The sequence below is a fragment of the Aliidiomarina iranensis genome (assembly GCF_003987135.1).
Lineage (GTDB): Bacteria > Pseudomonadota > Gammaproteobacteria > Enterobacterales > Alteromonadaceae > Aliidiomarina > Aliidiomarina iranensis.
Genome location: NZ_PIPJ01000006.1, coordinates 1 through 20,117, shown reverse-complemented (window position 1 = coordinate 20,117; position 20,117 = coordinate 1). Strand labels below are relative to the sequence as shown.

At 45.3% G+C, this 20,117-nt stretch carries 16 protein-coding genes and 1 rRNA gene; 10 read left to right on the top strand and 7 right to left on the bottom strand.

Annotated elements, in window-relative coordinates:
- Positions 1-59 precede the first annotated feature (59 nt).
- Both CWE08_RS08440 and CWE08_RS08435 read left to right on the top strand, forming a co-directional pair.
- The gene (locus CWE08_RS08440; RefSeq protein ID WP_126767498.1) at positions 60-617 is read left to right on the top strand and encodes a hypothetical protein; all 558 of its coding nucleotides are present in this window, start codon (positions 60-62) and stop codon (positions 615-617) included.
- Positions 614-1,912 carry a PQQ-dependent sugar dehydrogenase gene (locus CWE08_RS08435; protein WP_241973866.1) on the top strand — a complete coding sequence of 433 codons (1,299 nt, stop codon included), beginning with the start codon at positions 614-616 and terminating at the stop codon, positions 1,910-1,912. Before CWE08_RS08440 ends, CWE08_RS08435 begins: the two co-directional genes overlap by 4 nt.
- Before the next feature lie 85 nt (positions 1,913-1,997).
- Here CWE08_RS08435 and CWE08_RS08430 read toward each other — a convergent pair whose 3' ends face one another.
- Positions 1,998-4,175 carry a M3 family metallopeptidase gene (locus CWE08_RS08430; RefSeq protein WP_126767497.1) on the bottom strand — a complete coding sequence of 726 codons (2,178 nt, stop codon included), beginning with the start codon at positions 4,173-4,175 and terminating at the stop codon, positions 1,998-2,000.
- A gap of 162 nt (positions 4,176-4,337) precedes the next feature.
- Positions 4,338-5,528 (bottom strand): multidrug effflux MFS transporter, encoded by a 1,191-nt coding sequence (locus CWE08_RS08425; RefSeq protein ID WP_157981244.1) that lies wholly within the window; start codon positions 5,526-5,528, stop codon positions 4,338-4,340.
- Between the two features lie 73 nt (positions 5,529-5,601).
- Between CWE08_RS08425 and CWE08_RS08420 the strand changes: the two genes are divergently transcribed.
- The 8 genes from CWE08_RS08420 (at position 5,602) to nspC (ending at position 16,291) form a co-directional block, all read left to right on the top strand.
- On the top strand, positions 5,602-5,940 hold the full coding sequence (locus tag CWE08_RS08420; protein WP_126767494.1) for a zinc ribbon domain-containing protein YjdM: 339 nt from the start codon (positions 5,602-5,604) through the stop codon (positions 5,938-5,940).
- Positions 5,941-5,942: 2 nt separating this feature from the next.
- Positions 5,943-7,352, top strand: a complete 1,410-nt coding sequence (locus CWE08_RS08415) for a flavin-containing monooxygenase (protein ID WP_126767492.1) — start codon at positions 5,943-5,945, stop codon at positions 7,350-7,352.
- Positions 7,353-7,472: 120 nt separating this feature from the next.
- Entirely contained in the window at positions 7,473-7,940 is a 468-nt protein-coding gene (locus CWE08_RS08410; protein ID WP_126767491.1) for a hotdog fold domain-containing protein, read from the top strand.
- A gap of 153 nt (positions 7,941-8,093) precedes the next feature.
- On the top strand, positions 8,094-9,512 hold the full coding sequence (locus CWE08_RS08405) for a sodium-dependent transporter (RefSeq protein ID WP_126767489.1): 1,419 nt from the start codon (positions 8,094-8,096) through the stop codon (positions 9,510-9,512).
- Positions 9,513-9,618: 106 nt separating this feature from the next.
- Entirely contained in the window at positions 9,619-11,589 is a 1,971-nt protein-coding gene (locus CWE08_RS08400) for a tRNA(Met) cytidine acetyltransferase TmcA domain-containing protein (protein WP_126767488.1), read from the top strand.
- Positions 11,590-11,639: 50 nt separating this feature from the next.
- Positions 11,640-13,805, top strand: coding sequence for a prolyl oligopeptidase family serine peptidase (locus CWE08_RS08395; RefSeq protein WP_126767486.1), 2,166 nt, complete (start codon positions 11,640-11,642; stop codon positions 13,803-13,805).
- Between the two features lie 81 nt (positions 13,806-13,886).
- Positions 13,887-15,089 (top strand): saccharopine dehydrogenase family protein, encoded by a 1,203-nt coding sequence (locus tag CWE08_RS08390; protein WP_126767484.1) that lies wholly within the window; start codon positions 13,887-13,889, stop codon positions 15,087-15,089.
- Positions 15,090-15,154: 65 nt separating this feature from the next.
- Positions 15,155-16,291 (top strand): carboxynorspermidine decarboxylase, encoded by a 1,137-nt coding sequence (gene nspC, locus CWE08_RS08385; protein ID WP_126767483.1) that lies wholly within the window; start codon positions 15,155-15,157, stop codon positions 16,289-16,291.
- 112 nt (positions 16,292-16,403) lie between these two features.
- On the opposite strand, the gene CWE08_RS08380 is transcribed toward nspC, so the two are convergent.
- From CWE08_RS08380 to rrf, 5 genes are all read right to left on the bottom strand, one after another.
- Entirely contained in the window at positions 16,404-17,201 is a 798-nt protein-coding gene (locus CWE08_RS08380; protein WP_157981243.1) for a type III pantothenate kinase, read from the bottom strand.
- On the bottom strand, positions 17,179-18,186 hold the full coding sequence (birA, locus tag CWE08_RS08375) for a bifunctional biotin--[acetyl-CoA-carboxylase] ligase/biotin operon repressor BirA (RefSeq protein WP_126767480.1): 1,008 nt from the start codon (positions 18,184-18,186) through the stop codon (positions 17,179-17,181). The genes CWE08_RS08380 and birA overlap by 23 nt, the downstream gene beginning before the upstream one ends.
- Complete coding sequence (murB, locus tag CWE08_RS08370; protein WP_126767478.1) at positions 18,183-19,178, bottom strand: UDP-N-acetylmuramate dehydrogenase; 996 nt, start codon at positions 19,176-19,178, stop codon at positions 18,183-18,185. Before murB ends, birA begins: the two co-directional genes overlap by 4 nt.
- 129 nt (positions 19,179-19,307) lie before the next feature.
- Positions 19,308-19,850: a YaeQ family protein gene (locus CWE08_RS08365; RefSeq protein WP_126767477.1), complete on the bottom strand. Its 543-nt coding sequence runs from the start codon at positions 19,848-19,850 to the stop codon at positions 19,308-19,310.
- A gap of 148 nt (positions 19,851-19,998) precedes the next feature.
- A 5S ribosomal RNA gene (gene rrf, locus CWE08_RS08360) occupies positions 19,999-20,114 on the bottom strand.
- Positions 20,115-20,117 lie beyond the last annotated feature (3 nt).

The window sequence follows — 20,117 nt, the reverse complement described above, 5'->3', positions numbered from 1 at the left end:
TTCGTTAAGTTAACTACCCACACAAAATGTTCGCTCAACAACAATTAGGGTTGTGTTGCATGAAGCACAAATCACATTGGCTTAGTTATATATTAGCGTTCCTTCCGGCAGTATTTGTTGCCGGTGTGCTCGGCTCGGTGATTCAAACCCAATTTAATATACTCAGCATAAGCAGCATTGGCCCTAGCCTTGCTTACCAAGAGCGTTTGGCTGCAACATGGCATGATTTACTAAACTTTGCGCCATTTTTTATGATCGTAGTTGCTGTTGCGTTCATCGTTGCGTTACCCGTTGCTCATATCGTGGTTCGTATTCAACGCAGGCAATTTACAGCATGGTGCGCTGCAGCCTGCGCAATTAGCTTATGGGTTGCCTTTTTGGCAGCCGACCACTTCGCCCCCATGCCAACCTTAATTGCGGCCACGCGCACAAATATGGGCACTTTCTTTATGATTTTAAGCGGCTTAGCTGGAGGCTTTGTGTATGCCGTTTTAAGCCGAATTTTTCGCCGCCGATTAATCAAAAAGATACGGGCACAACAGCGGGCCGCGGAATCAAAAGCGGAGAAAAAACCTGCCACTGCTACTAACCACAAAACAGAGAGTACATCGGAATGAGCCGCTCCTCACTAAGAGAAACGCACGTTGGTACCTGCTCTTCAATGCTTTTGCAGCAAAAAAGCCAACGATGTAAAAATCAGCGGTGGGCTATTTCGAGCATTATGCTTGCTATGTTTTGCGCGAGCAGCTTGCCTATATTTGCTCATGCGAATGAAGAGCCTGAACAATCAACTCCGGTTAACTCTTCTTATGTATATGAAACCTTAAATGCTGAACTAGCCTTTCCTTGGAGCTTGGCATTTCTCACTGACAACACAATGTTGGTTACTGAGCGCGGTGGCACAATTCGCCATCTTGCCAGTGATGGTTCCGAAATTAGCCAATTTACGCCGCCCTTGGATGATCTATGGGTATCTGGCCAAGCTGGTTTATTTGAAATAGCGCTGAGCCCCGAGTTTACGCGCAATGGCCTTGTGTTTTTAAGCTATGCTTGCGGCACCGCAAACGCAAACAACACCTGCTTAGCACGGTTAAACTGGGATGGTGAGCACTTGGTAGATGGCCAACTCATTTTCCGAGCCGAACCGGAAAAGCGAGGTAGTGCTCATTACGGCGGCCGTATTGCATTTATGCCAGATAACACACTACTGCTCACACTCGGCGATGGCTTTGATTATCGTGAGGATGCGCAGCGAGTTTCAAACCACATTGGCAGTGTTGTTCGGCTTGAGCAAGATGGTAGCATCCCGAATGATAACCCAATGTTGGCAAATAGCGCTGCCGAATCGGCGATTTTCACCTATGGACACAGAAACGTTCAGGGTATTGCTTGGCATCCCGAAGAGCAGCGTATGTTTATCAGTGAACATGGTCCGCGCGGTGGTGATGAAATAAATCGCTTACGTAGTGGTGCAAATTATGGCTGGCCTTTAATTACTGAAGGGCTCGATTATACCGGTGCATTAATTAGCCCCTATAAACAATTGCCCGGGCTCACTGCAGCAGAATTCAGTTGGACACCATCAATTGCCCCCTCTGGATTAGCCATTTACTACGGTGATATGTTTAACGAATGGCGTGGCGATTTGCTCGTTCCCGCACTTGCGGGCAAACATGTTGCGCGGTTGCGTTTACGAGAAAGCTTAAATTCTGTTGGTTCGCTATCAGAGTTCGAAGCGCAACTGAGTGGCGAAAGCCTACAAAAACCGCTAGAACTCGAAGAAGTGTTGTTTAGTGAGCTTGAAGCGCGAATTCGTGACATTCGAGTACATCCACAAACGGGCGCATTATATTTATTAACCGACAGCGCAAACGGCAGTTTGATAAAAGTTACTCGCTCTACTGGGAACTAGCAGGCGCTAACTAACTTCAACCAAACACAAAAAACCCGATTCATTACTGAATCGGGTTTTTAAGTTCTAACGCTGCAAAATTTACTTACTCAACGTTAAGCTTTAAGCCCCGGCGAATTAGAAGTGCATCGGTAGTTGGCTCTTGGCCACGGAATTCAATGTATGAATCCATCGTTGGCCGTGAGTTACCCACTTCTAAAATATTACGGCGGTAATGATTACCATTTTCCCGCGTTAAACCACCTTGGCTTTGCACATAAGCGAAGGCATCAGCAGCTAAAATTTCACTCCACATATAGGCGTAATAGCTTGCTGAGTATCCACCGCCCATTGAGTGGGAGAAGAAAGTAGTTTTATAACGTGGTGGAACAGCCTCTAAATCAACACCATACTTAGCTAGAGCGGCAGCTTCAAATTCATTCACATCTTGCAATTCATCATCCGCTGTTAGTGAGTGCCATTCCATATCGAGTAATGAAGCAGAGATATATTCAAGGGTATCGAAGCCCTGATTAAAGCTACGTGATTGCATTACTCTTTCCAACAACTCAGCTGGAATTGGTTCTCCCGTTTCATAATGCTTAGCATAGTTGCCAATTACTTCTGGATGGGCAGCCCAATCTTCTTCAAAAGTTGATGGGAACTCAACGAAATCTCGAGAAACTGAGGTACCTGCCAAAGTAGGATAAGTTACGTTCGAGAACATACCGTGAATACCATGGCCCAACTCATGGAAGATGGTAGTTACATGATCGTAGCTCACTAGCGTTGGTTCGCCTTCTGGGCCTTTTGGAATATTCATTACGTTAACAACCACAGGCTTAGTATCAAGCAAGTGTGATTGGCCAACAAATGAGCTCATCCAGGCACCACCGCGCTTACCTTCACGGGCAAAGTAATCTGCGTAGAATAACGCTAGGCTGGTGCCATCGGCATCAAACACTTCATACACTTCCACATCTTCGTGATAGGTTGGTAAATCAGGGCGTGGCTCAAACGTAATTCCATAGAACCGGTTCATTAAATAAAATGCGCCATCGTGCAGAACACGATTAAATTCGAAATATTCGCGCACTTCACTTTCATCTAGATCATAAAGCTCTTGGCGTACAAATTCTGCGTAGTACTCCCAATCCCAAGGCTTAACCTCAAAATCACCACCGCGCTTTTCGATCATATCTTGAATCGCTTCCTGCTCAAGTTTGGTATTCGCAATTACTGTGGGTAACATGCTACCAAGCATTTCGAAAACAGCTTCTGGTTTTTCAGCCATTTGCGGTTCAAGGTTGTAATCTGCCCAGCTATCATAGCCAAGCAAAGCTGCGCGCTCAGCTCGAATTTGCGCCAAGCGGGCGGAAATACCGGTATTATCATATTCACCTGATTGCGCACGGTTAGCAGAGGCCTCCCAAACACGCTGGCGAAGCTCACGATTATTCAGCGACGTTAAAATCGGCTGCCGAGTTGTATTGGTGATGCTAATTAAATATTGGCCTTCCATACCCCGAGCTGCCGCGGCATCAGCTGCGGAGCGAATTTGAGCATTTGATAAACCATCTAGTTCTTCAACATTATCAACCACAACCGCAATATTGCGCGTTTCCGCTAGCAAGTTTTGCGCGAACTGAGTAGTTAACATTGAATGCTCTTCATTAAGAGCGCGAATAGCTTCTTTTTGGCTTTCTGTTAACAGCGCACCCGCACGCACAAAGCGCTGATGATAAACTTCCACTAAACGCTGTTGTTCACTGTTTAAACCTAAATTTTCACGGTTATCATAAATGCTTTTAACACGTTCAAATAACTCAGCGTTCAAGTTGATGTTGTCTGAGTGCGCGGCACTTTTCGGCGCTAGTTCAGATTGGATAGCTCGGCGTTGCTCGTTGCTATCTGTACCGGTTAAGTTATAGAAAACACGCGATACACGAGTTAACAACTCACCGCTACGCTCCATGGCAACAATTGTATTTTCAAATGTAGGTGCTTCTGGATTGTTGGCAATTTCTTCAATTTCCGCCATGTGCTCTTCCATGCCACGCTCAAAAGCAGGCAAGAAATGGTCATCGTTGATTACACGGAAATCAGGAGCTTGATACTGTAAAGTACTGGCTTGGAAAAATGGATTCTGTACTGATGCTTCAGCATTGGTTGAACTACTCTCGTTCATTGATGCCGTTTCTGAAGTTTGTGTTGGTGCAGGTTCAGAACACCCAGTAATGGCTAAGGATGCACCGATTAACGATGCTAAAATTGTTTTTTTCATGGTAATCACACGATTTCCCCTATGTTAGTTTTATGCGTGCTAAACACGATGGTGTTGAGCAACTCGCCTTTTCACAGATTACGCGCGCGAGGCTGTACCTCAGTATGCATCAATTGAGGATGAAAAATAAGGCGTTTGGTGCCAGAAAACACGTTCTTTGCCTCATTCTCGGGCGCTTTGGTGCATTAAAACCCGAAGTATTATCCCTAGTAACGGTGATGAAGCCATAACCGCAACCATGGTAAATGGATCGCCATCGCTCATTAGTGCGGCTACGCCACCTACTAATGCGCCCATGGTGAAACCACTGGAGCTCACTAGAGCCGAAGCCGTAGCGGAGTTATGCGGAAAGAAATCGGCTACCCGCGACATACCATTCGCCACGACGAAACCCTGCATACCAACAAAGAGCATGATCTGCGGCACCAGTAACCAAATCGGCAAATTAAAAGCGGTAACGGTAAGCACCATCATTACGCCAATACCTAGCTGTAACTTTTGCCCAGTGCGCAAAACTTGTTCTGGTTCAAAATGCTTTAATACTCGAATATTAATCTGGTTACACAAGCTTAATGCAATGATATTTACCGCAAACAAGATAGGATACAAGCTCTCACTTACACCATAATGGCCCATATAAACGCCGGGCGATGTGGTGATAAAGGTGAACATACCCGCATTACTAAACGCTACTGCAAATAAAACACCTAAAGCACGTTTATGCTGCAACACTGAAAGGTAACGCCTGAGTGCTGATTGCTTCGGGGCGGTGGATACTTTACGAGTTTCAGGCAGATAACGCCGCAGCAGAAAGAGCAATAGCACGGCATAGGCAGCTAGGAACCAAAAAATACTCCGCCAATCACTGATTATCAAAAAGAACGCGCCGATAAACGGCGCCAGCAATGGTGCGGCCATCATTATGGTTACAATTTGCGAAAGTATTTTCGCACTATCTTTACCCGAGTAGCGATCGCGTACAACCGCCATGGTATTCACTACCCCCATGCCCCCACCGAACGCTTGTAAAACTCGGCCAAACCAGAGCAGTTCGATAGAAGAACCAAGCGCAATAAATACACTACCAAAGGTAAATAGGCTCAAGCCAACAAGTATAGTGAGGCGCCTACCAAAGTGATCGGATAGCGGCCCACCAATTAATTGGCCCGCTGCAAAGCCGATTAAAAAAACGCTCAAGGTAATTTCAATGTTATGCAGCGATGTTTCCAAATCCGTAGCCATAATAGGCATCGCCGGCAAATACGCATCAATTGCCAACGGCCCCAAGGCCACAAGCCCAGCGAGTAGCCAAGCAAACCCTTTTATGTACGTTGTTGTATTCGCATTATCCATGGTGGTACCACGTGGCATGATGAACTAGATTGAGGCATTATAGGCTAAATCGATGTTTAAAAGGTGTTAACCCATGAGTAATTTACCCAACTGCCCACAATGTAGTTCAGAGTACACATATGAAGATGGCATGATGTATGTGTGTCCTGAATGTGGGCATGAATGGTCGCAAATAGCCGAAAATGAGGCTGAAAGCACATCAATAAAACGTGATGCCAACGGCAATGAACTGCAAGATGGTGACACGGTAACCGTTATCAAAGATTTAAAAGTAAAAGGTTCTTCATTAGTGGTAAAAGTGGGCACTAAGGTAAAAAATATTCGGTTAGTAGATGGGGATCACGATATTGATTGTAAAATCGATGGCATTGGCCCGATGAAACTAAAAACTGAGTTTGTGAAGAAGGTTTAAGCATGCGTGCAACTGTTGCGGTGATAGGCGCGGGGCCGAGCGGTTTAACGGCAGCTAAAAATTGCCTGGAAGCGGGCCTCGCTGTTGAGGTGTTCGAAAAGAACAATCAAGTGGGCGGCAATTGGGTTTTCAATTCACGTACTGGGCATTCCAGTGTATATGAGAATACCCATATTATTAGTTCTAAGGCTTGGTCGGAATACGAAGATTTTCCAATGCCGGCCGAGTATCCCGATTACCCAAACCATCGGCAACTACAAAGTTACTTTGAAAACTACGCCAAACACTTTGGCGTATTTCCTACTATTCGCTTTCAAACCACAGTAGAGCAAGTTGAGCGCCAAACCAGTGGTGAGTTTTTAATTACGTGGCGCGATAATGAAGGCATCCAACGTAGCAAACATTTCACTCACTTAATGGTAGCTAATGGCCACCACTGGAATCCAAAGCACCCAGAATTACCGGGCGAATTTTCCGGCCGTTATCTCCACTCCCATGATTTTAAAGGCGTAGATGATAGTTGGCGCGGGCAACGCGTGTTGGTGATTGGTGCTGGCAACTCGGCCTGTGATGTAGCAGTAGAATCGGCCCGTATTGCCGAAACGGTGCATATGAGTATGCGCAGCCCACAATGGTTCTTACCTAAGTTTATGTTTGGTAAACCTTCGGATGTGCTGGGTAGCCGCATGCCGCTCTGGGTACCAAACCGAATTCGGCAATGGGTACTCACCAAACTAGTGAAGCTCATGCAAGGTAATTACAAGGCACAATACAACTTACCCGAGCCAAATTCACTGTTACTCAGCCATCACCCAACGGTGAATTCTGATTTGCTTGATTTTATTCGCCATGGCCGTATTCACCCACGTACAGATATTGCCGCTATTGCCGAAAATACTATCACTTTCAGCGATGGTAAAAGTGGAATTTACGATATTCTTGTGGCTTGCACTGGTTTTCGTATTAGCTTTCCTTTTTTTGCCAAAAGCTTTATCGATTTTGAACATGCTGAAAAAGTGCCTTTGTTTTTAAAAATGATGCACGCCGATTATCAAAATCTATACTTCATCGGGCTATTTCAGCCTCTCGGCTGTATTTGGCCCTTGGCCGATTATCAAGCGAAACTGGCCGTGCAGGAAATTTTAGGCCGCTATCAAAGGCCTGCAGATATGCCAGCTGCAATAGAGCATGAAATAAATAATCCGCATTTACCTTTCGAGGGTGGCGCGCGGCATTCTACCCAAGTGGATTATCATAAGTTCCGGCGTGATTTAAAGGCAGCTTTGAAGCAAGCTGGAATAGATATTGGTAAGGCTCCAGGCGGAAAAATCGGCGCTTATAAATCGTTTAATCGCAGAACATCTTTGTACTTAGAGCCCTTAACTGCAGGCAAAAAAAGAGCCAACAGATAAACTGTTGGCCCAAGCTCGTTGCTAGCGAACAACAGGCCGGCAAACCTGCTGTTGAAAATATAAACGCGCCTTATAAAAATTAAGATCACAGGTTTCTATCATTTACATTGAGAATTGCAAATGGCTTCAAATTATTTACTAGCTTTGTATCATAAAACTTTGCGACTACCCTTTGGCCGCCAAATATTTTCGCGCATGTTTGCCAGTAAAGCGCCCTATTTCAAAACCATTAAACCACTCATCACTGAATTGCGGCCAGGCTACTGCGAACTCAAGTTCAAGAAGCGCAAGGCGGTTGCCAACCATATCGGCACTGTTCACGCTATTGCGCTTTGTAATGGCTTAGAGATGGCCATGGGTGCAGTAGCTGAGGCCTCTATTCCTAAACATTTGCGTTGGATTCCGAAAGGTATGCAAGTTGAATATACTGCCAAAGCTGATTCGGATATTCGCATTACCGCGGAAATTCCAGCTGAAGCGTGGAATATTGGTGATATTGCGGTTGCTGTAAATGGCTATAAAGCCGATGGTACACAAGTGATAACCGGCTTTATCACCATTTACGTTTCTGCAAAGCCAAAACGATGAGATAGCCAATCACGTTGTTTTTGGTTGGGTGTTTATCGCGTTTGCTGCGCCAACCAGCGCCAGCAACGTAACTTGGGGTTTGCGGTGGTGGGGTAAAACCTGCTATAACGCCTAGCTATTAATAAAACTATAACAAAAAATAGGAATTTGCTTATGAACACGCCTCGCGAGCATTTTAGTTCCCGCCTTGGCTTTATTCTTGCTGCCGCCGGCTCCGCCGTTGGTATTGGCAACATGGTTGGTTTTCCTGTTGCCGCCACCAAAAATGGCGGTGGTGCTTTTCTTATTATCTACGCCATTTTTGTGGTTTTTGTGTGTTTGCCCATTATGCTCGCAGAAATGGGGTTAGGCCGCAAAACCCAATCAGATCCGCATGGTGCTTATATTTCGCTTGCTGGCAGTAAAAGCCCATGGCGTTTTGCCGGTTGGTTGGCCGTAATCACGCCTTTTATGATTGGCGTGTTCTATATGGTGATTACGGTTTGGATACTCGGTTATTTAATACAAACGGTATTAGGCAACCTCGATACTATTGCGAACCCAGAGTATTTTGGCTTATTTATTAACAGCTGGAGCGTTTTCTTATACCTCGCAATGGTTGCTGCCATTGTTTATTTTGTACTGGTAAGTGGCGTACGCGATGGTATTGAGAAAGCCGCGCGAATTATGATGCCAGCCTTATTTATCATGTTGCTGGTACTCGTGGGCTTTGTACTCACTTTAGATAATGCTTTTGCGGGGGTGCAGTTCTATTTGGTACCTGATTTCAGCAAAATTAATGGCAGTGTAATTAGTGGTGCATTATCACAAGCGTTTTTCTCGTTATCGCTTGGTATGGGTATTTTGATCACCTATGGTTCTTATTTGCGCCAGCGCGATAATGTAGTGGGCGCTGGGAAAATGGTGCTGTTAACCGATACTGCGGTGGCTTTTACTGCCGGTTTAATGGTATTACCAGCGATTTTCGCGATCAACCCAGATACCAACCCCGCAGAGCTAAGTGAATCATCGGTGGCTATGATCTTTACCTTCTTGCCGCAGATATTCTTAGCACTATCGGCCAACATTGGTTATCTCGGTGCCAGTATCGTGGCGGTTATCTTCTTTCTCTTAGTTTTTGTAGCGGCGATCACATCTTTGGTATCCATCATAGAAGTGCCAACAGCTACCATTGTGCGCAAGTATTCCTTTACTCGTTCCAAAGCACTGCTCGTACTGGCAGGTACCATGGGGATTTTAACGCTGATCGCCACAGCTTCGTTCGGTATGGTCAATTTCTTCACTGATTTTGTTAGCTACGGTGGTGGTTCACGCTCGGTGTTCGATTTAATTTATGATGTATTCTACGATACTGTGCTACCTCTCAATGGCCTGCTCATTTGTTTATTTGTGGTGTGGCATTGGCGCACAAAGAATTTACATGATGAATTGAATACTGGTGCGGTAGGTTATAAAGATGGTTTGTTCCAAAAATACATAAGCTTTTCGCTTACAACCTTTATTCCCATTATTCTTGCGGTTGTGTTTGTAAACACAGTATTGGATATTTTCTTTGCCATGCCTCTTTTCTAAGTAGCTTGTGCATTTGCTCAATTGTTCAAAAAAAACTAGATTAAAAATCCCGGCCTCGCCGGGATTTTTTTAGGTGTTATTTGCGCGCCACGATATACTCAAATTTATGATGGCAACCACACAAACGAACCAGCAATACCGAAAGGTGCTATTCATCGGGGCAGACACGAAGCTTCCGAAAGTAGAATTTGCACTACTAAAACTGGATGCAACAAACGTAAATCAGTATCGCCAATATTTGGGTACTGAACACCGCTGTATTTTTTTCGATTTAAGTGAGCAATTTCATGCCGATGCGCTACTTGCCGTAAGTGGCACCCTAGCCGGCGGCGGGTTACTCATATTGCGCTTACCCCAAAAGCTAACACCCAGTAGCCAACGTTTACTCTTTACCCTTGCTAATGCTGGCCTTGATACTCACCTAACCGATAGCTCAGAACTCCAGCGCCTACTTACTCTTCACGCAAAGCGAAACTTTCAAGGAGCGAATCTAGCAGGCAAGCCCAAAGTTGCCAGTGAAACTAAATCACTTCAATCTCAGGCCTACAAAAGCACAGCGCTGGAGCCTACTTGTGAACAAGCTAAGGCATTAACACAACTTAGTAATATCGATTCTGGGGCTGTGTTGCTGAACGCAGCAAGAGGGCGAGGAAAATCAAGTTTACTGGGGTTCTGGATAGCTGCAGCAAAAGAACGCTTTAGGTTCACCCTATGCGCCCCCTCAAAACGGCAAGCACAGAGTGTTTTTTTTAGCGCGAGCAATAGTGCGGGAATCACAAGTTTTAAATTTTTAGCCCCAGACCAATTGCCAAGTTACCAGCAAACAGACAATGAGTGGTTACTTATCGATGAAGCCGCCTCATTACCTAGCCATGTGTTGCAATCGCTCGCGGAGCGTTGCCAGCGCTTAGCCATTGCCACTACAACCGAAGGCTATGAAAGCGCCGGCCGTGGCTTTTTACTTCGATTCCAACAAGCATTACCGAATTACTTTCAGCAAGTATTCACTCTTAATTTGCATGAGCCTATTCGTTGGGCCGATGGCGATCCGCTAGAGGCTGGATTAAATCGGTGTTTTTGTGTTTATCCGAACGAGCCTACAGCGCAAATTAGCGGCCAAGCCAATTACCAGCAAGTACATGCGGCAAGTTTATCTCCCGAAGTGCTAGAACAGGCATTTATCTTACTAACAAATGCGCATTACCAAACGAGCCCAAATGATTTGCGCCTGTTGCTTGATGATCGGAAACAACAACTGATTTTACAATGGCATCGAAATACCCTAACGGGTGTCTGTTGGATAGCTGATGAAGGGCCCATTACTGAGGAACTGATTCAGCCTATTTTTGAGGGGAAGCGGAGGCCAGCAGGCCAACTTTTACCGCAAAGTATGTGTTTTCATTTACGTAGCAAAGCGGCGGCTCAATTAAGCATGCAACGAATCGTGCGAATTGCAATTGCGCCGCAGGTGCAGCAGCAGGGTGCCGGCTCAGCACTTCTGGATTTTGTGCTTATCCAGGCTAAGGGCAATTACAACCTAATCGGCACAAGCTTTGGCGTAAGTGAACGCTTACATCGATTTTGGCTGCGCAATGAGTTTTTACCTTTGCGCGTTGGCCAGCATATTGATGCTGCTTCAGGAATGTATTCCGGTTTATATGCACGCACGCCCGAACCAGGCCAATACTCACCGCTTTTACAGGAACTATTTCAACGTTTTTGCACCTATTTCCCTTTTCAGCAACTAACAACAACCAGCACTCAACAACTGAGATGGTTACAAGATTGGAGCCTTACTCAAGCAGAAGAATATTTTGATAAAACGGCACTCTTGAGTAGTTACCTTAGCGATTTTGCCGCTGGTTTTATTCCCTTTGAACTGCTGCAACCGGTATTAGCAGAAGCAGCTCACCGTGGTGTTTTACCGAGTGGGTTGTTAGCAAGTTGCGCGAGTGCTGGCAATACACTAACAGAGCTTGCAGAATCCCACGGATTCCACGGCAAAAAAGCGCTTACACAGCATTTACGTTATCTTGCGAGCCTACTCGTGGAATCTAAGCAAAAGCAGCTGCTATAATCATCAGCTAACATTAAAGTTTTGCTTCATAAAAAAGGAAACACTTGCTTATGTTGCGTCATTATTTACATTCTTTTGCTGCAGTTAGCCTGCTCTTACTAACCGCTTGCAGCACTACTACTCCTGATCCAGAACCCGAGGAATATATGGCGTATCCTGAATCACCCCAAGGCTCCCAAGTTGATAATTATCACGGTGTTACCGTTAGCGATCCTTATCGTTGGTTAGAAAATATGGATAGTACAGAGGTAAAAGATTGGGTTGCAGCGCAAAATCAGTTCACTTTACCCTACCTCGCCAACCTATCAAGCCGTGAGATGTTGAAAGAACGGCTAACAACACTTTGGAATTTTGAGCGTTTAAGCACACCAACGCGAGTTGCTGATCGGTACTTTTTTTATCGTAACGATGGCTTACAAAATCAAGCGGTTTTATACGTTACCAACAACTTGAATGAACCTTCAAGAACGCTTATCGACCCCAATCAATTTAGCCTCGATGGCACAGTGTCACTTTCGCGCACATACATAAGCCCAGAGGCGAACTATATCGTTTATGGTGTTTCTGATGGCGGCTCTGATTGGGTTGAGTTTCGTGTTCGCGATGTGCAAACCGGCAACGATTTAAATGATAAAATTACTGGCACTAAATTCACCAACGTAAGTTGGTTACCGGATGAAACTGCCTTTTATTACAGCCGTTATCCAGAAGATGAAAATGGGCAGGCCGATGATCAACAAACGGTGCGTATATATAAGCATGTGCTTGGAGAGGAGCAAGCGAGTGATGAACTCGTATACCAAATCGATCATGAGCGCCCTATTAACCCCTATCCGCAGGTAGCGAGCAATGGCCGCTTTTTACTGGCTAATCTTTCTGAAGGATTTCGCACGAACGCGATTCACGTACTTGATTTAACAGCCGAAAACGCTGAATGGCAACCGTTGTTTGATAATTGGGACGCCCGCTACAGTTTGATTGAAGCTGATGGCAATATTTTCTATTTTTATACCACCAACAATGCCCCAAATGGCCGTGTTATTGCCGTTGATATTAATCGCCCAGAACCCGAGCATTGGCAGGAACTTATCGCTGAAAAGGCAGAGACCTTAGAAGATGTGAGCTATGTGGGCGGGCAGTTTTTTGCTAGCTATCTGCGCGATGCGCAATCACTGGTAGAGATTTACTCAGCACATGGCCGGCACATTAAACAGCTTGAGCTACCGGAAATCGGTTCAGTATCTGGTTTTACTGGTGATTCCGATCATCTAGAAACGTTTTTTCGCCTCACCAGCTTTACCCAGCCCGGTGCGATTTATCATTACGATATCGCTAACGATGAAATAAATCTTCATCAACAAACTCAGGTAAATGCAGAATTAAGTGATTACAGAACTGAGCAAGTAAAGTACAAAAGCAAAGATGGTACTGAGATCCCCATGTTCATCGTGCGCCATAAGGATTCCCAATTAAACGGTGAAAATCCCGTGCTCCTCTACGGTTATGGCGGCTTCAATGTATCGCTTACCCCTAGTTTCAGCGTGGCCCGCATGGTGTGGCTTGAGCAAGGTGGTATTGTTGCCATACCAAACCTTCGGGGTGGTGGCGAATATGGTGATGCTTGGCACCAAGCTGGTACCAAATTAAACAAACAAAATGTGTTTGATGATTTTATTGCTGCGGCGGAATTCTTGATTGATGAAAATTATTCAAGAGCCGAAAAAATAGCGATTCAAGGTGGTTCTAATGGCGGATTGTTGGTAGCGGCAGCTTTAACACAACGTCCGGAGCTGTTCGGTGCGGCTCTTCCCGCCGTTGGCGTTTTAGATATGCTTCGTTATCACACTGCTAGTGCGAACGCGCGAGCTTGGAGCAGTGATTATGGGTTAAGTGAAAACGCCGAAGAATTTACAGCGTTGCATGCATACTCGCCAGTGCACAATACTCAGGCTGGGGTGTGTTATCCGCCAACACTTATCACCACAGGCGATCACGACGACCGTGTGGTACCATGGCATAGTTATAAATTCGCAGCTGTGTTGCAACGCGATCAGGGTTGCAATGCGCCGGTTATGTTACGTGTGGAAACGCGCGCCGGCCATGGCGCAGGAACTCCCACCTGGATGGCGATCGAACAAATTGCAGATCAGTGGGCATTCCTGATTGAACATCTAAATATGAAGAGCGGCAATACAGCGGACCAAAATGCAGAATAATGATTGCATTTGTTACTGGGCATAGGCAAAATCGCGCCCGTTTTCTATGCAGAATTTCATCAAGATAAAGGGATGAATACAATGTCTCGAGTATTAATTATTGGCGCCGGCGGTGTAAGCGGTGTTGTAGTAAAAAAATGTGCCATGTTGCCAGAGTACTTCTCTGAAATTCACTTGGCTTCGCGCACAGTTTCTAAATGTGAAAAGTTACAAGCAGAGGTTGGCAAAGATCGTGTTGTGGGTGTTTACTCCGTTGACGCCGATAATGTTGATGAATTGGTAACTCTGATTGAAAAGGTTGAGCCTGCATTAGTAATTAATGTGGCCTTACCTTATCAAGATTTGCCGATCATGGATGCCTGCTTGGCAACTAATGTACATTACCTTGACACCGCAAATTACGAACCAAAAGATGAAGCTAAGTTTGAATATAGCTGGCAATGGGCTTATCACGAGCGTTTTAAAGAAGCAGGCCTAATGGCACTTCTCGGCTCTGGTTTTGATCCGGGCGTAACCAACGTATTTACCGCCTATGCGGCAAAACACTATTTTGATGAAATCCATTATTTAGATATCGTTGATTGTAATGGTGGTGATCATGGCCAAGCTTTTGCAACCAACTTCAACCCGGAAATCAATATCCGCGAAATCACACAGCGCGGTAAATACTGGGAGAACGGCGAATGGATTGAAACCGATCCAATCAGTGTTCGCAAAGACCTCGATTATCCGAACGTAGGCGTTCGTGCTTCCTATTTGTTATTCCATGAAGAATTGGAATCTATTGTTAAGCACTTCCCTACCATCAAACGTGCTCGTTTCTGGATGACATTCGGTGATGCCTACTTAAATCACTTACGTGTTTTAGAAGGCATTGGCATGACCTCGATTAAACCAATTGATTACAACGGCCAACAAATTGCGCCTTTAGAGTTTCTAAAAGCAGTTTTACCAAACCCAGGTTCACTTGCTGAAGGTTATGAAGGCCTCACTTGTATTGGTACCTACATCACCGGCATGAAAGATGGTAAAGAAAAAACTATTTTCATCTACAACAACTGTGATCATGCTGCATGTAATATAGAAGTAGGCGCTCAGGCGGTTTCCTATACTACAGGTGTACCGGCGATGATTGGTGCCTCTTTGATGTTAGAGGGCACTTGGATGAAGCCGGGTGTTTATAACATGGAACAATTCGATCCAGACCCGTTCATGGAACGTTTAAACAAATATGGCCTGCCATGGCAGGTTGTTGAAGTAGATGAGAATCCTCTGCGGGATTAAGCTACTAAACTTTGAATAGCCGGCTCTTGCGAGCCGGTTTTGCTTATTTTGGAGATGCAGCAACCATGACTAATCCTTTCCTTTCGCCAGCTATTCCATCGCCTTGTTATGTATTGGAAGAGCAAAAGCTAATCAATAATTTAGAATTGATGAAGCATGTTCAAGAACAAAGCGGCGCGAGTATTATTTTGGCATTGAAAGGGTTTTCCATGTGGAGTTCTTTTCCAATTGTGCGCCAATATCTCAAAGGTTGTACGGCAAGTTCTGCTTGGGAGGCCGAACTGGCCGCGGATACATTCGGCACCGAGGTGCACGCCTATTCCCCTGCTTACAAAGATTATGATATTGAGGTGCTTCTGCGCCACTGTACGCATATTTCTTTCAATAGTATTCATCAATGGCACAAATATCGGGGTCAAGTGGCCGCAAAAGGCGTTTCAATGGGCTTGAGAATCAACCCCGAGCATCAAGAAGCCGATACTGAACTCTACGATCCATCGGCACCCGGCTCTCGCTTGGGTATTCTTGCGGCTGATTTAGAGCAAGCTGATTTAACCGGTATTGAAGGCCTGCATGTTCACAACCTTTGTGAGTGCGATTCCTTTGCCCTTGAGCGCACGCTTGCAGCGGTAGAAACCCGCTTTGCTAAATGGCTACCGCAAATGAAGTGGTTAAATCTTGGTGGTGGCCACCTAATGACGCGCGAAGGCTATGATACCGATCATTTGATAGCGCAACTTAAACGGCTGCGCGAAACCTATGATTTGGACATTATTCTGGAACCCGGCTCCGCAGTAGCTTGGCAAACCGGCCCGCTGGTTGCGGAGGTTGTGGATGTTGTGGCAAATCAGGGGCAAATTGCAATTTTGGATATTTCCGCAACTGGCCATATGCCGGATGTATTGGAAATGCCCTACCGCCCTGCCGTTACCGGCGCTGATTTACCGGATGTGAAAGCCTTTACCTACAAACTCGGTGGCAACAGCTGTTTGGCCGGCGATGTCATCGGCGATTATAGCTTTGACCATGAATTAAAAGCCGGAGATCGCGTGATCTTTGAAGATATGATGCACTACACCATGGTAAAAACAACCTTCTTCAATGGCGTTGAGCACCCTTCGATTGGTATCTTGCGCCGTAACGGTGATTTCGAATTGGTGCGTAAGTTTACTTACGCCGATTTTAAAGCTCGGCTTTCTTGAGTGAGTTACTCAATTAAAACGCGGCACAATTGCCCACTGCATTTCGCGTTGTTTGCGAAATAGCTTTCCAAGTACAACAGTTTTCTTTCAAATTTGGCGGGTTAACTCAAGGTTAGCCCGCTTTTATTTTATTTACCTGCTGATACCAAACTGCCAATCCCTCGAGCACTAGATTTGGCCTTTGCTCTATGCTTTTCAAGCGTTCTAAAAAAGCGCTATTCGTATCATTATCGTCAGGTAATAATGGGTTACCAAGATAGGGAACATCACCACCGGTTAACCATACCTTCGGTGTATTAGCCTCACCCGCTTGCGTTAGGCGAACTTGCGCGGCAACCAATGCTTGCTCAACAAAACCATTCAACGAAGCTTTGCAACCAAGATGAATGGCGTTTTCGGTGCTGCTACCGAGTAATTCTGTTGGCGTTTCATCGGAAACCCTTAACCGTGTGCTTTTACGCACCAAAGCTTCTTGCATCAAATGCATTCCGGGCGCAATCCAACCCCCCAAGTGCTGGCCTTTCTCATCAATCACATCCAGCGTGATAGCCGTTCCGGCATCGATAATGATGGCTGCCGTTTGTTCCGATTTCGCAAGCAATAAGGTGAGCCAGCGATCAACCCCCAAACTCGCCTCGCGCGAGTAGCAATGCTGAATGCCAAAACCAGAGCTTGTACGAGCTTCAAAAAGTACTTTATTAGCGGTTTCAGCGTAAAGTTTGATGCGTTCAAAATGCTCTTCTGGCCCAACATTCGCCATTGCCAGCTCATCAAATTCCAATTTTTCAAATTCGTTAAAGAGATCATCAATACCATAACCTTTGGAGAGAAACTCAGGCGTTTGATATTGGTGATAACGCGCTAACTTCCAAGCTGTATTCCCAATTTCAAGTAGTAGCGTTGCGGACACTAATTTCCCCTCCAAAATAACGCTTTAATCCATCACTTTGTTGTACTAAAAGCGCCCCAAACTCATCAATCCCTTTGCCCACACCTATTTGCTCGTGTTGTCCGAGAATGAGCCTCACAGGTTGCTGATAAAAATGATCATATTCACGCCAAACATCCAATAAACCTTTTAGATTTTGTTGATCATGAACGGTTAACCGATCGATGCAGCGCTTTATCAATTCGCTTGCCCACCAGTTGCGATCCAGTGGCTTATCTAAGTGCGCCATTACCGAGGTGTAAGGTTGATCTATTGAAGCTTCTGTATCTTGCATTGCTAGATTCAGGCCAATCCCGATAATCGCTTGCCCTTCACCTCCGGCTTGGCCTTCAAGCTCTACTAATATGCCGGCTACTTTTTTTCGTTGGATATAGACATCATTGGGCCACTTCACACTCACTTCTTGAATACCTGCGGCTGTGAGCGATTCCGCAACCGCCAAACCTAAGGCTACACTCAAACCCATTGCCGCGTTCAAGCCCTGCAACAATGGCCAATAAATCGAGAGATAAAGATTACTACCAAAGGGCGAATGCCATTGTTTACCCCGGCGGCCTCTGCCGTGCGTTTGCATTTCCGCCAGCACGCTGGTTCCGGGCGTTGTTCCATTGGTAATGATAGAGCGAATATCATCGTTTGTAGAGCCAGTTACGTGATTAAGATATAGGGGCAACTCGCGCAATTCATGTGGTAGTTTAATACGAACTTTATCGCTGCTTAACAGTTGTATTGGCTTAGCAAGGCGATAGCCTTTCCCCGTTACACGGAAGATATCTAAACCTAAGGTAGTAAGCTTTTCAATATGATTATGAATCGTTGCGCGGCTAACGCCAAACTCTAAACCTAGTTGTTCACCAGAATGAAAGCCGCCATCGGCCAAACGCTGCACCAATTGCGAATCAAGATCATGCGCGCTCGTATCACTCTGCTGCTTAGTTAAACTCATAATTCCCCTAACAATCCGTGCTTTCCTAATAAGCGAACTTCCGGTTCTAACTTAACACCATATTCGGCTTCTACACGCGCTTGTATTGCACGGGCAAGGCTCAACAAATCCTCGCCTGTGGCATTACCCTTGTTCACGAGCACTAAGGCCTGACGTTGATGAACTTCAGCGCCGCCTATCTTCATCGATTTTAAGCCTGCATTATCAATAAGCCAACCGGCCGCAAGCTTAACCTGATTTTCATCTACTACATAAGCCGGTAAATTGGGGAAACGCTCAATTAAGCGATCGTAGTGTGCTTTTGCAACCACAGGGTTCTTGAAAAAACTTCCGGCATTAGGAATACGTTGCGGATCTGGAAGCTTGGCGTTACGAACCGAAATAACATGCGCCATAATAGTTTTCGCGTCAATATAGGGCGGTAATGAGTTCAAGTCCGGATACGTAAGTGTTGGTTGCCAATTTTTTGGTAGCTTAAATTGAACTGAAGTAATGAGAAGATGAGCATTGCAAGGCTGTTTAAACAAACTATCACGGTACGCAAATTCGCATTCGGCGTTGCTCAGCGTGTATGCTTTGTGAGCTTTCAAATCATAAACTCTAACGCTCCCTATATACTTGCTCACCTCAACACCGTATGCACCAATATTTTGTACTGGCGCTGCGCCCACACTACCCGGAATTAATGCAAGGTTTTCGAGGCCAGGAATACCTAGCTCAATCAAATGCACAACAAGAGCGTGCCAATTTTCACCGGCGGCTACTTCGATCAGCCAACCATCGTCAATGTCATCTATCTGAATTCCTTTTAGCTGATTAACGAGCACCACACCTGCATAATCATCAACAAATATGGTGTTGCTTCCTGCTCCAAGTATCCACATATCATCACGCCAGATAATGTTTTCAAGCTGCGCCTCGGAATCAACATAGAGCATTGACTCAGCAGACGCTGGAAGCGCAAAACTATGATAAGGGCGTAGTGAGGTCAATTCAGATATTCCATTCATGTCAATGCTATTCGCATCGTGTTTTTTATCGTAAATTAATTCTAACAGCTGGAGCGCGCTAAGATTAACTTTTAAAGAAAATTAATCTTAGCTGCTATATAAATCGAAGTGTTAGGCCTCTAAGGCCTTAAGGTTGGTGAGTTCAATAACCGTTTGCCCATCGCCATGGCTAACGTAAACAACATTATCCGTTACCATAATTCCCCAATGAGTGTTCCTAGCGATTACTTTAGTCAACTCATCCATGGGTTCGCTTGGTAACTGGATAATGTTCACATTCGATAAATTGGTTATCGTTGGCAACGTCTTTTCAATCCAAACACGCGAATTTCCATAAACTAATAAACTATAAAGGTCCCCTTTTCGGCTTCCCTTTGTTATTCGGTCCAAATCCGGTTGGCCAACATCAATCCAATGCTCAATATCGCCATGCAACGCTTTTTGCCATAGTGCCGGCTCTTCCGTTTCTGATAGGCCACGGCCAAACTCTAACCGTTCATGATAAAATAGGCCAAACGCAAGAATCCGAGCAACCAATCGAAGCTCAGTTTCAGAGGGATGGCGGGCAATCGTAAATTTAACCTGTTCATAACAGCCACGATCCGTATCTGATATATCAAGCGCAATTTTATAAGGTGTTGATTGCAAAGCCATGGCTATGTTTGTCCTATCAGTTACGTGATGCTTGTACAAAAACACTAAATGTTTCCGCTAAACTCTGTTGATCTACAGGCTATTTTATTGATTCCCAGGCAATAAAAAAGCCCCTCGCTTACGCGAAGGGCTCTTCTATTTAATAGGCGCCTGGCGGTGTCCTACTCTCGCATGGGGAGGCCCCACACTACCATCGGCGCTGACATGTTTCACTTCTGAGTTCGGAAAGGATTCAGGTGGTTCCACGTCGCTATGGCCGCCAGACAA

Bases quoted from the DNA above. Each gene is read 5' to 3' on its own strand.
- CWE08_RS08440 (WP_126767498.1), top strand. From the start codon at position 60: ATGAAGCACAAATCACATTGGCTTAGTTATATATTAGCGTTCCTTCCG.
- CWE08_RS08435 (WP_241973866.1), top strand. From the start codon at position 614: ATGAGCCGCTCCTCACTAAGAGAAACGCACGTTGGTACCTGCTCTTCA.
- CWE08_RS08430 (WP_126767497.1), bottom strand. From the start codon at position 4,175: ATGAAAAAAACAATTTTAGCATCGTTAATCGGTGCATCCTTAGCCATT.
- CWE08_RS08425 (WP_157981244.1), bottom strand. From the start codon at position 5,528: ATGGATAATGCGAATACAACAACGTACATAAAAGGGTTTGCTTGGCTA.
- CWE08_RS08420 (WP_126767494.1), top strand. From the start codon at position 5,602: ATGAGTAATTTACCCAACTGCCCACAATGTAGTTCAGAGTACACATAT.
- CWE08_RS08415 (WP_126767492.1), top strand. From the start codon at position 5,943: ATGCGTGCAACTGTTGCGGTGATAGGCGCGGGGCCGAGCGGTTTAACG.
- CWE08_RS08410 (WP_126767491.1), top strand. From the start codon at position 7,473: ATGGCTTCAAATTATTTACTAGCTTTGTATCATAAAACTTTGCGACTA.
- CWE08_RS08405 (WP_126767489.1), top strand. From the start codon at position 8,094: ATGAACACGCCTCGCGAGCATTTTAGTTCCCGCCTTGGCTTTATTCTT.
- CWE08_RS08400 (WP_126767488.1), top strand. From the start codon at position 9,619: ATGATGGCAACCACACAAACGAACCAGCAATACCGAAAGGTGCTATTC.
- CWE08_RS08395 (WP_126767486.1), top strand. From the start codon at position 11,640: ATGTTGCGTCATTATTTACATTCTTTTGCTGCAGTTAGCCTGCTCTTA.
- CWE08_RS08390 (WP_126767484.1), top strand. From the start codon at position 13,887: ATGTCTCGAGTATTAATTATTGGCGCCGGCGGTGTAAGCGGTGTTGTA.
- nspC (WP_126767483.1), top strand. From the start codon at position 15,155: ATGACTAATCCTTTCCTTTCGCCAGCTATTCCATCGCCTTGTTATGTA.
- birA (WP_126767480.1), bottom strand. From the start codon at position 18,186: ATGAGTTTAACTAAGCAGCAGAGTGATACGAGCGCGCATGATCTTGAT.
- CWE08_RS08365 (WP_126767477.1), bottom strand. From the start codon at position 19,850: ATGGCTTTGCAATCAACACCTTATAAAATTGCGCTTGATATATCAGAT.